The organism is Devosia sp. WQ 349K1, from assembly GCF_016595685.1.
GTDB lineage: Bacteria > Pseudomonadota > Alphaproteobacteria > Rhizobiales > Devosiaceae > Devosia.
Genome location: NZ_JAENGO010000007.1, coordinates 163417 through 176162, shown reverse-complemented (window position 1 = coordinate 176162; position 12746 = coordinate 163417). Strand labels below are relative to the sequence as shown.

Below are 12746 nucleotides of genomic sequence, written 5' to 3'. Positions count from 1 at the left end.
AGGATAAAGCCGGAGCCTGATGGCCCCGGCTGATACGGCTAGATTAAGCCGGCTTGTTGTCGTTGACCGGTTCAGACTTCGAACGAACGTCTGCGATCATGCCACGAACAACCTTGACCTTCACGCCCTGCGCGATTTCGACTTCAAGGTCTTCACCGTCGACAGCCTTGGAAACCTTACCGACCAGACCACCAGTGGTCACAACGGTGTCGCCACGACGGATCGCGGAAAGCATGGCCTGCTGTGCCTTCAGGCGCTTCTGCTGCGGACGGAAGATCAGCAACCAGAAGATTACAACGAGCAGAGCAATCGGCATAAGCTGGATGAGAATGTCAGCCATGCCTCCTGGTGCCACGCCGCCGTCCTGTGCAAAGGCAGGGGTTACAAACATCAAGCAAACTCCATTTAATTTTTCTTGTGACGCTCAGGATTGGGTGGCAATGCGCTGATCGAATGCGCTGTGGACGCTATCGGGCTTAACCGCACTTGCGCCCAGGCCAAAATCGGCCGGACTATACAATTGGGGTTGGCTGATTGCAAAGCCCAATCAAGGGCTCCAAACATTGGGGCTGACACAAGGACGGGACTGGTGATGACAGAAGATTATCTGAGCAGAATTGCGGCGGCACTTGAGGCCATTGCTCAGAAACTACCAAATAGCGACAATAGCACGCCGAACCCGGCGTTGGGCCCTGAAAACGCTTACCATTGGCAGGGTGAGATAGGCACTCTACTCGCTGTTCCAAAGGTCAGCCGAGTGCCCCTCGAGATGCTCAGAGGCATCGACACAGTCCGTGATATTCTGTTGCGCAATACCGAGCAATTCGCGCGTGGACACGGTGCAAACAATGCCCTGCTGTGGGGCGCACGTGGCATGGGCAAGAGCTCTTTGGTGAAGTCGATTCACGCAGACATCGAATCTCGGAGTGGCTTCGATCGGTTGATCCTGATCGAGATCGCGCGAGAAGACCTGGAGACCCTCCCCCAACTCATGCGCCTTATCGCTAAGGAACCCGCTCGCTTTATCGTCTTCTGCGACGACCTGAGTTTCGACAAAGGCGAGACCAGCTACAAATCGCTCAAGACCATTCTTGATGGCGGTCTTGAGGGGCGGCCAGAAAACGTCCTCTTTTACGCGACCTCAAATCGACGCCATCTCATGCCGCGCGACATGATCGAAAATGAACGGTCGAGCGCGATCAATCCAAACGAAGCAGTAGAAGAAAAAGTCTCACTGTCGGATCGTTTCGGTTTGTGGCTCGGGTTCCACAATTCTGACCAGGACAATTATCTCGCAATGGTTTCCGGCTATGCCGACTACTATGGGCTCAGCATCGGGACGGAAGCATTGCGTGCACGCGCCATCGAATGGGCCGCAACCCGTGGTGCCCGCTCGGGCCGCGTGGCGATCCAGCTCGTTCGCACTTTAGCAGGCGAAGAAGGCAAAGCGGTTTAATCCCCCTCCCCGCTTCACCAAAGAAAAAGGGCCACAGCAACAGCCGTGGCCCTCGAAACTCAATCCGCGCGGAGCTTTAGCTCGCGAGCAGCGGAACCGGATCAACCGGCGTCGCGCCCTTGCGCAGTTCAAAGTGCAGCTGCGGCTTGGAAACAGAACCAGTGGAGCCGACCGTACCGATGGTGTCGCCACGGGTAACAGTTGCACCCTTGTCGACATTCATGCCCTTGAGGTGAGCGTAAGCCGAAACGAAGCCGTTCGGATGACGAACGAGGATCAGATTACCGTAACCCTCAACGCCCGAACCGACATAAATAACGGTGCCGTTTTCGGCAGCCTTAACGGCTGAGCCTTCTGGAACGTCGATATTGATACCTGTGCCACGCGATGCGGCAAAATCGGTGATGATCCGACCAGACACCGGCCAACGGAACTTGTCATTGCCCGAAGCGACTGGTTCAGCCTGTGGCAGTGCAGCCTGCTGGATCGGCGCGGCGACTGGGGCAGTCTGAGCAACAGGTGCCGCAGCCAAGACAGGCTGTGGTGCCGCAGCAGCCGGCGTGGTTGGAACGGTGGAAATCGTCGCAACCTTCGTGATTTGCTCAGAACCTGGAGCCGGGTTCAGATCCGAACGGCCAGGAATGATAATTTTCTGACCCACGATGATCTTGTCTGGCGAGCTCATGCCATTGGCATGAACGAGAGACTGGGTCGTGACATCATAGCGGCGTGCAATTGTGTGCAGCGATTCACCGCTTGCGATCGTGTGCGTGTAACCGTTCGTGTTCGCAGCAGGCGTGACCTGCACAGGAACATTTGAGTTAAGCGGAAGCGAAGCGTTCGGATTGCCCATGGCAACGGCCGCAGGCGCAGCCGGCATCGGGGCAAGATTCTGCTGAGCGAGCATGGCTTGCGAATTTCCCATTGGAGACGAGTTCAGTGCAGGCAAATCTTGAGTTTGGACAACTGGCGACGTTGAACCCATCATACCTGGTGATGTCGGTGCATTGTTTTGCCAGAAACCGCCCTGCGCTGGCGCAGGGGGTAACATCCCGCCGCCACCACCACCTACGTTCGCAGGAGGCAGGAAGGCAGTGTTCTGCGCACCCTGAACTGCACCGAGGCTCGGCGGCATGGGTTGATTTGCAAAGAACGGGGCTGGTTGGGCTGTTGAGCCCGTGACGGTCTGGTCGCCAAACGTACGGCTACCAAGACTAGAGCAGCCGGACAATGCGACTGCTGCAACCATAAGCCCAGCCATAGCGACAGAGACTTTATGGGTCCGCCGGGGAACGCGAATACTCATCGGCTTACTCGTACGCAGATACTAAACAACTAGACCCGAGATTAGGCCGGTAAGGTAAAGACGAGTTTAAGACCGATGCGATTTGAGCGAATTCACATCGACATGATTCAGCACTGGTTAGGGTTAAAACTGAGCAGGCCGTCGAGTGCTAAAATACCACCTGCCACACTTACAGTGACAAGCTGGCAAGGCTCGCTAGAGCATCCTGATGGGTTTGTTGCAGCGCAACCGGAGTAACGGTGATGGCGCTCTGGCGGCGCATCACCTCAAAGTCCGCTTTCGGATCAAGTGGAGTGGGCGTTGAGGGAATCGCCATAAAGAATTTGCCCTCATTGTCGCTGGGATAGTAGCGAATTGGCGATCGGGAGAAACGCTGCTGAGCTGCCGCGCGTATCCCAGTCACAGCCTCCGGCGGGCAATATGGGAAATTGACGTTGTAAAAGACGTCATGGCCCGCATGGCTTCGCAGAATGGCTTCAACGGTTCTCACACCAAAAGCCCGAGCATTTTCCCAGTTTGGCTCCAGCGTCAGCTCATAATCAAGCGCTTGGCTAAGCGCGATACCGATAGCGCCTTGCAGAACGCCTTCACGGGCGCCAGCGGCCGTGCCTGAGCAGTTGACGATATCGCCAAGGTTCTGCCCGGCATTGACGCCGGACAAGACCAGATCAGCCGGCTTGTCACCCAGCAGATGGGTCATCGCGGCAACGACACAATCGGCAGGTGAGCCACCCACCACAGCAAAAGTTTTGTCGTCCTTGCGATCAAAGCTGAGTTCGCGCCCGAAGGAGAAGCGGTGCCCTACCCCCGATTGATTTCCGTCTGGCGCCACAATCCAAACGTCATCGGAGATAGAGCGTGCAATATCAGCGAGTACGGCAAGACCCGGCGCATCAATACCATCATCATTGGTGAGCAAGATGCGCAGGGACATGGGCCTTAGCCTCCGATTTTGGTGAGGCCGCCCATATAGGGACGCAGCACTTCAGGGATAACCACCGAGCCGTCTTCCTGCTGATAGTTTTCCAACACAGCAATCAAGCAACGGCCAACGGCGGTGCCGGAACCATTGAGCGTATGCACGTAACGCAGTGCCTGCTTCTCGCCTGATGGGCGGTAACGCGCTTCCATACGGCGTGCCTGGAAATCACCGCAGACCGATACCGACGAGATTTCGCGGTAGGTGTTCTGACCGGGAAGCCAAACTTCAAGGTCATAGGTGCGGCGCGCACCAAAGCCCATATCGCCGGTGCACAGTTTCATGACACGATAGTGCAGACCAAGCTTGGTCAAAACAGCTTCAGCGGCCGCGAGCATGCGCTCGTGTTCGTTTTCGGCTTCTTCTGCGGTCGTGATCGCGACCAGTTCAACCTTGTTGAACTGATGCTGACGCAGCATGCCACGGGTATCGCGCCCTGCCGAACCGGCTTCGGAACGGAAGCACGGCGTCAATGCTGTGAAGCGCATCGGCAATTCGTCTTCGGCGAGAATAGATTCACGCACGAAATTGGTCATCGGAACTTCTGCCGTCGGAATGAGCGCCAGACGGCTCTCACCATGCGGGGTGAAGAACAGATCTTCTTCGAACTTCGGCAGCTGTCCTGTACCGAACAACGCGTCGTCGCGAACGAGGACAGGTGTCTGCACTTCGAGATAGCCGTGTTCGGTCGAATGGAGGTCAAGCATGAACTGGCCAAGCGCTCGCTCAAGGCGCGCAATCTGGCCCTTCAGGACAACGAAGCGACTACCGGCGAGTTTGGCCGCAACTTCAAAATCCATGTTCTTTTCAGAAACACCAATTTCAAAGTGTTCTTTGGGTGTAAACGTAAAGCTAGGCTTTACGGGACGCACAGTGGCAGCTGTCTCAGCATTGCCGTTGAGGCCAAAGTACTCGACGTTATCACTCTCATCCTTGCCGAACGGCACATCCGCTAGCGGAGCGTTTGGAATGGTCGAGAGCGCGTCACGGAGTTCTTTCTCGACGGCGCGTTCGTCTGCTTCCCCCGAAGGGATGAATTCTTTGAGCGAGGCGACCTCTGCCATCAGCTCTTGGGCCTTGGCTTCGTCCTTCTTGGCCTTGGCCTGACCGATCTGCTTGGACAGAGTGTTGCGCTTTTCTTGCGCTTCGTTGAGACGCACAATGATCGCGCGGCGGCGATCGTCGATCTCAATCAGGGTATCAGCCCGCTGAGAGGACCCGCGGCTTTCCATGGCCTGGTTGAAGGCATCAGGATTGTCTCGGACCCATTTGATATCGAACATTGTACGTTACGAGCGAAAGCCCGCCTCTTTATTGGTGTGTGGCTTGTCTAAAGTTGAAGACTGTAGCCCGCAAGTGGGCATTCTCGAAAAGCCAAAAACCAACGCCCCAATCTTGCGAATGGGGCGTTGAAACTAGGCAGTTTCGTTCTCTTGCGCGGCGAGCGCTGCTTTTCGTCGGCGCTCAATCATACGCACCGACAGAATCGAAAGCTCGTAAAGGAGATACATCGGTATCGCCAACCCAATCTGCGAGATCGGATCAGGCGGCGTGATGAACGCGGCCACGATCAGAATACCGACGATAGCGTAGCGACGGCCCTTCTTGAGCTGCTCAACGCTCACGAGGTCGATCTGTGCCAACAGTGTCAGCACGACAGGCAACTGGAAGCAGATGCCAAATGCCAAGATCAACGTCATCGCGAGACTGAGGTATTCCGACACCTTCGCCAGAAGCTTGATCTCGTCGGTCTGCATTCCTGCAAAGAAACCCAATGCCATTGGCAAAACGACGAAATAGACCATTGCCGCCCCGGCCACAAAGAAGACCGGCGTAGCCACGAGATAGGGCACAAGCGCCTTTCGCTCATGCTTATACAGCCCGGGCGCGACAAAGCCGTAGATCTGCGTTGCCAAATAGGGGAACCCGAGGAAAATCGAGCCAAAGAAAGCCAGATTAAGCTGGGTGAAGAAGAATTCTTGCGGCGCTGTGTAGATCAACTCCATGTCGCCCGGATTTGGATAAATCGAACGGTATGGGTTGAGCAGAATATCGAAAATCTGCCCCGCAAAGAGGAAGCAGACGATCAAGAGGACAACAATCGCAATGGCGCAATGGATCAACCGCTTCCGCAGTTCGATCAAATGCTCCAAAAGCGGCGCTTCGCTACCGGCGAGTTCGTCAACCGGCTCAGCTTGCGACTTATCTTCGATTTTTGCCTGAGTATCGGCCATTATTCGCTCTTTTCACCCGTGCTAGTGGCCTTTTTGCGAGGCGCACGAGGCTTGGCCGGAGCCTTTTCACCCGCGTCGGCCACAACGGCCTTGGCGCGTGGCTTCTTCACTGGCTTTTCTGCAGTGTCGATTGCGGCGGCCGTCTTCGTGGACGGCCTTGGGCGGGCAGCCTTAACAGGCGTTGGCTTTTCTGCTGCAGGCGCGGCAGCCTGTGGCGCTACAGGCGCTGTGGCGGTATCAGCACTTTGCGCAGATGAAGCCTCAGGCTTAGCGCTCGACTTGAAGCCATACTCGGATGCGAGATCGTCGTTTGATTTCGCAATAGGCGGCATGCCCGCCTTCTCGCGAATTTCGTTGACGACACTTTCTGAGGACGGATCAGCGGGTTTGATTATTCCGCTTGGCTTAGGACCGTCCGCCGACATCGTGTTGAACTCGCGCCGGATTTCTTCGGCGGTCTGCTTCAATGGCGACGTGATGGAGTTGCGGAGGCTCCGCACCTCATCCAAACCCGAGGTCTTGTTGATTTCGCGCTGGAAATCACGTCCCATGCGCTGAATTTGGCCAATGATCTTGCCAACCTTGCCCATCATTACGGGCAGGTCTTTCGGACCGATAAAGATCAGCGCAACCACGCCGATCACAAGCATCTCTGTCCAGCTTAGACCGAGCATAAAGCGATCTCCGAAGTACGGCGAAAGCGCCGCGAATATTCAGATGAAGGCGCTGATTAAGCGTCCTTGCTCCGATCAACTTCTGCAGCGTCAACAGTCTGCGGCTTTGCAGCAGTTGCAGTGTCGATACGTTCAGCAGGCTTGTCTTCGTCCTTCATGCCTTTTTGGAAGGCTTTAATGCCCTGAGCGACTTCGCCCATCATGCCGGAAATCTTACCACGGCCAAAAAGCAGGATAACGACAACGGCGACGACGAGAATGCCCCAGATGGATGGCGCGTGCATGGATGGTCTCCCTTAGGCTAACGGTACGCGATACACGCGACACATAATTCGAGAAATAAGTTTAAACTGCACCGAACACAAGGATGTGTTCAAAATCAACATGTGAAAGCGTTTTAGTCACGCTCTTCAACCTCATCTTCCGTCTCTACCTCACCCAGATCATCTGGGCTGAGCGGATCTTCATCTTCGCGCAAAGCATCTCCATCAAAAGGCAGAGGAATTTGCAAATCAGGCGGCAGACGAGACGATAACAGGCCAGCGCCTTTCAGTTCATCCAGACCCGGTAAATCGGAAAGCGCCTCAAGACCAAAATGGTCTAAAAATGCATCTGTTGTTCCGTAAGTGACTGGGCGCCCTGGTGTGCGACGGCGGCCCCGCATGCGAATCCATCCCGCCTCCATCAGCAGATCCAAAGTCCCCTTCCCCGTCGCAACGCCACGCACTTCCTCTATCTCCGCGCGCGTGGCGGGTTGATGATAGGCGATGATAGATAGGGTCTCGAGCGCGGCGCGAGACAGTGGGCGCGTTTCTTGTTGCTCACGGCGCAGCAAAAATCCGAGGTCTTCGGCTGTCCGAAATGCCCACCCGTCCCCGCGCCTTACCAAGTTTACGCCCCGCGGAGCGTATTGCGCTTGCAGCGCCTTCAACAAGGGGAGCACCGCAACACCCTCCCCCAGAAAGCTCGCCATCTCGTGGGGTTTGAGCGGCTCTGCGGAGGCAAACAAAAGCGCCTCAATAATCCGCAGTTGCCGGGTCCGAACTTCGCTGTCTTCGCCGTCAATCATGAGAGGTCATTCGCTTACGCAGCATGATTGGAGCAAAGGTATCGCGCTGTTTGATTTCCATCACACCTTGTCGAACCAGTTCCAAGCTAGAAGCAAATGATGACGCTCGAGCCGTTCGCCGTTCTTCAGGTGTGGCCAGATAATCATACAAAAACCCGTCGAGTGAAAGCCAATCCGCCGTTTCCCCAATCAGCTTTTCCAGCAAGTCTCGCGCGTCCTGAAGCGACCAGACAGTGCGCACATAGGGCGAATACTCGACGATTGCGGTACGCTCGCGCTGGTCGGAATAGGCTTTGAGAAGATCATAGAGCGTCGCTTCCCAAATCGATTTTCGTTCGATCTCAATGGGCTCGGGCGCCCCGCGCGCAAACACTTTCGCACCTACGCGCGCTCGGTTGATGAGCTGCGTAGAGACATTGCGCATTGCTTCTAGTCGCTTGAGTCGAAAATGCAGCAACGCTGCCAGCATCTCACCACTTGGCTCATCATCATTGACCGCTTGGGGCACCAGCAAGCGGCTTTTGAGATAGGCCAGCCAAGCGGCCATCACCAAATAGTCGGCGGCAACCTCGATCCGTAACTGACGCAGGTCTTCGATGAACGCGAGATATTGCTCGGTCAGCGCCAGAACAGAGATCGCTGCGAGGTCCACTTTTTGTCGGCGGGCGAGATCAAGGAGAAGATCGAGCGGTCCTTCGTAGCCCTTTACGTCGACACGTAGCGGCTGCTCCGCCGCATCATCAGGAGCCGCTGAGATCCAATCCGTCTGCGCTATACTCATGGACGAAAAACAAAAAAGGCTGTCATCGGCGCACATTGGACACCGATGACAGCCATCGTCAAGTCAGGCAATATTTTTTAGAGCAGCAAGCAATCGCCGCCCGCAGCCCGCACATTTGTACAGACATTGACGGCCGCTTCACGCGAGGCAGCAGGCACGAGCACACGATAGTAGATACCGCGTTCGCCCAAGTTCACCTGCTGAATCTCGAGGTTCGCGCCGCCGAACAACACTCCATACCGGGTCGCAATGGCCTGTGCACTCTCACGGGCAGCCGCTTCTGTGCGCTGGGACGAGAGTTGGACATAGGCACCGCCAGAGGCTGGAGCTGCTGCAGGAGCCGCCGCAACCGGAGCTGCTGCAGCCGGTGCCGCGAGATCCTGTGGTGCAGGCGCTGCCGCCGCTGCAGAAATTGCAGCCGCTGCGGTTGAAGCGAAGTCAGAAGGCTTCAGCGAAGGGATCGCGACTGTTCGGCCAGCGACAGCTGCGCCGCTTGCGTTCACGACAGGCACGACCGAACCCGGCTGTACAGGAGGGACCGCTGGAGCCGCCGGAGTTTCAGCAACCGGCGGCGCCGCTGCAGCTGGAGCTGTTTCTGACGGCGCAGTTGTATTCGCAGCTGCGGTATTCCCAGGAAGTTCAGGAACGTTCGGTCGATCGACGGGCAGCATGGACGTACCAGCCAAACCGCTATCGCCACTCACGATAGTACCGTCCGGACGCACCGTAACCGTTCGCACGCGGCGGTTTACGAGGCCATCAGGGTTGGTCGTGCCCTGATCTATCGAATTGATAACATTGCCAATACCGGAGTTCTGAGTAGCCTCAGAAATGGTTTCAGGATCAGCCTGATCGCGCGGGACGATCTGCTCGTTCGCACCATTATTGCCACCAGCCATTTCGTTGAAAATGACCGACTGTGCAGGAGCCTCAGTGCTGGGCTCAGGCTCTTCCTTGATCGGGGCTGTGTCCGCGACGATCGTCGGTGCTGGGCCCGATGGGCCGCCTGATCCGAGCATGTAATAAAGCGCACCGCCACCTGCACCGAGGAGGAGAATGGCGAGCAAAGGCCCGAGAACGGCTTTGTTCACGCCGAACGAACGACGGCGACGCGGTTCGCTGTAATCGCCATCATCATCGGCATCGCTTCCGGCCGTATGATCGACCCATTCAACGCGCGCGCCAGAGGCGGCCGCCGCTGCAAGGATAGCATCGTCCACCGAACTGGTGTCCGCTGACGACGCGCGGCGGCGTGGTCCGCGTGGGGCCTGTTCAGTTTCCGGCGGCAAAGTTGGTGTTGCCAGGCTTCGCAACGGTGCCGGAGCTGACTTCGGCTCGGCTTGCTCGATGGGTTCAGGCGCAGTGTCCTGCTGGACACTCATGCGCACCGCTGGACCTACAAGCCGCTCAATTTCAGCGAGCGGGTCAGTCCCAAAGCCGGGTTCTTGACGTCGCTGCTGTGGTGTCGCCGCGGCAGATTCGGGAGCAATGCCAAAGCTTGGCTCGTCAAACTGAGAGCTCGCAGCTCTTACTGAATCGGAGAAATCAGCTGCGGTGTACACTGACGGCTGCTCGACGCCACGCGTGTGCGTCGCGACTTGAGAGAAATAGTCGTCAGACTGTGATGCGACACTATCGGGTTCAACCTCGAACTCGAAATTGCCACCCGTATTATCTTCGCTCTGCAGCTGATCCTTGGCCAATTCAGATGCAATCAGATCGGCCAAGCTATCTTGATCAAGATTGATTGGCTCGGGCTCTTCCTCAACCACAACTGGCGCTGGGGAGACGACCTGAGCCTGTATGGGTTCACGCCGAACAGGTGTTGGTTCAACAGGGCGCTGTGGCGCAACTGGCTGTTGGGGAACGAATTGAGGAGCCTGCTCGCGACTCGCTACGCCTTGATCGAGCGACGGCTGTGGCGAAGCGACCGGCGGGACCGATGGCACAGGCGAGGTTGGAGCCGATGGCCGCTGAGCAGAACGCAGATCAAAGTCGAACGCAAAGGGTTCAACCGGTGGCTGCGGGGGCTGCGTGAGCGGCTGTGTTGGTGCGGCGGTCACACCCGGGCGAAGAGCGAAATCAAGGCTCGGTGTCGGCGTTTGCGGCGGCACGGGCGCGGGAGATGGCACGCGAACTCGCGGCTGAGAAACAGGACGCGGCGCGACCGGTGGAGCTGGGGGAACAACGCGCTCGCTGGGCGGTTGCGCGGTAAAATCAAACCGCGGAACAGGCGGCATTTGCGGCGAGTCGTCGCCGGGAATACGGACGCGCGGTTGCTGCGGCTCACTCGGAGCGTTTTCAGGGCGCGCCTCTCCCGCCATCAGGCGGGCCAATTCGGCGATCAGATCGTCCGGGGCATCACTTTGTCCGGCCATATGCTGCGGCTTCGCTGACGTACTCCGACAGCGCCTCTAGATAGCGGGGGGGCCCAATGGACACCGCCCCGCGATTGATCACACCAATGCGCCCGAATTATGAGAGTTCATCGGGGGCTGAGACACCAAGCATGCCGAGACCGTTGCGGATAACCTGGCGAACGGCATCGACAAGGGCGAGTCGAGCCAAGCTCAACTTCGGGTCAGACTGGTTAACGAAACGTAAAGACGGATCATCCTTACCCTTAGCCCAGAACCCATGCAGGGCTCCAGCCAATTCGTGCACGTAAAATGCAATACGATGCGGCTCGTGGGCAACAGCTGCTGCTGCCACCGTCCGTGGCCAAGCGCCGAGCAGTCGGATCAGTTCAATATCCGCGGCACTATCTAGGCGCTCAACTTCGGCCTTGGCCAGAGCTGCTGGGGAAATATCGAGGTCCGGCAGGTCGCGCTGCGCAGTGCGGAAAATCGAACAAGCACGGGCATGAGCATACTGAACATAGAACACCGGGTTATCGCGGGTCTGTTCTTTGACCAAGGCAAAGTCAAAATCCATCGACGCGTCGTTGCGACGGAAGAGCAACATGAAACGCGTCGCGTCTGGACCAACTTCGTCAACAACGTCAGCAAGGGTAACGAGGTCGCCCGAACGCTTGGACATCTTGAACGGCTCGCCGTTCTTGAGCAAACGCACCAACTGGCAGATACGGACGTCCATATCCGCTTCTTGGTTCGATACGGCCTTCACTGCCGCCTGCAGGCGCTTGACGTAACCGGAGTGGTCAGCGCCCAGCACGTTGATCATGTGGTTGAAGCCGCGCAGGTATTTATTGCGGTGATAGGCAATGTCAGCGGCGAAATAGGTGTAGGAACCGTCCGACTTGATCAGGGCACGATCCGTATCGTCGCCATAATCTGTCGCGCGGAACAGTGTCTGCTCGCGGTCTTCCCAATCTTCTGGGGTCTTACCCTTAGGCGCTTCGAGACGGCCTTCGTAGACCATGCCTTCTTCGCGCAGCCAAGCAAGCGTCGACTCAATGTCGCCCCCTGCCCCGTGCAGCGTACGCTCGGAGAAGAACACGTCGTGATGGATATTGAGCTTGGCGAGATCTGCCCTAATCAATTCCATCATGCCCTTGAGAGCGACTTCACGCGCGATAAGCGCAGCTTCCTGCTCTTCCATTTCCAGAAGCTTGGTGCCGTATTCGGCGGCCAATTGCTGTCCGACCGGGATCAGATAGTCGCCAGGGTAAAAGCCCGATGGAATTTCAATGGTTTCGCCCAGTGCTTCGCGGTAACGGAGCAAGGCCGAACGGCCCAGAATGATCGTCTGACCACCGGTGTCATTGATGTAATATTCGCGGGTAACGTCATACCCTGTCCACTGCATGAGCGAGGCCAGCGCGTCGCCGAAAACAGCGCCACGGGTATGGCCAACGTGCATTGGGCCGGTCGGATTTGCCGACACAAACTCAACATTGACGCGTTCGCCCTGACCAAGGTTCGAGCGGCCGAAATCGACGCCCTGCTCTGAAACAGACTTCAGGACCTGGTGCCAAACCGAGTTATTGAGACGGAAATTGATAAAGCCCGGCCCTGCAACTTCCACCGATGCAACATCTGCGTCAGAGGCGAAGCGGCCCGCAAGAGCAGTCGCTAGCTCACGTGGGTTCTTACCCAAAGGCTTCGCAACCACCATAGCGGCGTTGGTCGAAAGGTCACCATGGGTTGCGTCGCGCGGGGGCTCTACAACCACGCGCGCGAGCAGGCCCTCATCGAGATCGGGGTAGTCGGCACGCAGGGCCGCGTGGACCCGGGTAGTGAAGAGCGCAAAAATATCCATGTCGAACCTACGGAATTTGGTCGGGC

The 12746-nt window shown here is 57.2% G+C and carries 12 protein-coding genes; 1 reads left to right on the top strand and 11 read right to left on the bottom strand.

All coding sequences use genetic code 11. From position 1 onward, the window contains the following. Positions 1-43: 43 nt before the first annotated feature. Positions 44-391, bottom strand: a complete 348-nt coding sequence (yajC, locus tag JHL21_RS14875; protein WP_169194107.1) for a preprotein translocase subunit YajC — start codon at positions 389-391, stop codon at positions 44-46. 201 nt (positions 392-592) lie between these two features. Here yajC and JHL21_RS14870 point away from each other — a divergent pair, with 201 nt between their 5' ends. After that, positions 593-1456, top strand: coding sequence for an ATP-binding protein (locus JHL21_RS14870; RefSeq protein WP_200214304.1), 864 nt, complete (start codon positions 593-595; stop codon positions 1454-1456). A gap of 76 nt (positions 1457-1532) precedes the next feature. Here JHL21_RS14870 and JHL21_RS14865 read toward each other — a convergent pair whose 3' ends face one another. The 10 genes from JHL21_RS14865 to argS all read right to left on the bottom strand — a co-directional run bounded on the left by JHL21_RS14865 (position 1533) and on the right by argS (position 12720). Beyond that, positions 1533-2762, bottom strand: coding sequence for a M23 family metallopeptidase (locus tag JHL21_RS14865; protein WP_199530575.1), 1230 nt, complete (start codon positions 2760-2762; stop codon positions 1533-1535). A 169-nt stretch (positions 2763-2931) separates the two neighbouring features. Further along, entirely contained in the window at positions 2932-3696 is a 765-nt protein-coding gene (gene surE / locus JHL21_RS14860) for a 5'/3'-nucleotidase SurE (protein WP_169194110.1), read from the bottom strand. A gap of 5 nt (positions 3697-3701) precedes the next feature. Continuing rightward, positions 3702-5024 (bottom strand): serine--tRNA ligase, encoded by a 1323-nt coding sequence (serS, locus tag JHL21_RS14855; protein WP_200214303.1) that lies wholly within the window; start codon positions 5022-5024, stop codon positions 3702-3704. A 132-nt stretch (positions 5025-5156) separates the two neighbouring features. After that, positions 5157-5975: a twin-arginine translocase subunit TatC gene (gene tatC, locus JHL21_RS14850; protein ID WP_169194112.1), complete on the bottom strand. Its 819-nt coding sequence runs from the start codon at positions 5973-5975 to the stop codon at positions 5157-5159. Then, positions 5975-6649: a Sec-independent protein translocase protein TatB gene (gene tatB, locus JHL21_RS14845; RefSeq protein WP_200214301.1), complete on the bottom strand. Its 675-nt coding sequence runs from the start codon at positions 6647-6649 to the stop codon at positions 5975-5977. The genes tatC and tatB overlap by 1 nt, the downstream gene beginning before the upstream one ends. 56 nt (positions 6650-6705) lie before the next feature. Further along, positions 6706-6933, bottom strand: coding sequence for a twin-arginine translocase TatA/TatE family subunit (locus tag JHL21_RS14840; RefSeq protein ID WP_169194114.1), 228 nt, complete (start codon positions 6931-6933; stop codon positions 6706-6708). Positions 6934-7046: 113 nt separating this feature from the next. Further along, positions 7047-7718 (bottom strand): SMC-Scp complex subunit ScpB, encoded by a 672-nt coding sequence (scpB, locus tag JHL21_RS14835; RefSeq protein ID WP_200214300.1) that lies wholly within the window; start codon positions 7716-7718, stop codon positions 7047-7049. Then, positions 7711-8499, bottom strand: a complete 789-nt coding sequence (locus JHL21_RS14830) for a ScpA family protein (protein ID WP_200214298.1) — start codon at positions 8497-8499, stop codon at positions 7711-7713. The genes scpB and JHL21_RS14830 overlap by 8 nt, the downstream gene beginning before the upstream one ends. 77 nt (positions 8500-8576) lie before the next feature. Next, on the bottom strand, positions 8577-10877 hold the full coding sequence (locus tag JHL21_RS14825) for an SPOR domain-containing protein (RefSeq protein WP_200214297.1): 2301 nt from the start codon (positions 10875-10877) through the stop codon (positions 8577-8579). A 97-nt stretch (positions 10878-10974) separates the two neighbouring features. Next, the gene (gene argS / locus JHL21_RS14820; protein WP_200214295.1) at positions 10975-12720 is read right to left on the bottom strand and encodes an arginine--tRNA ligase; all 1746 of its coding nucleotides are present in this window, start codon (positions 12718-12720) and stop codon (positions 10975-10977) included. Positions 12721-12746: the final 26 nt, after the last annotated feature.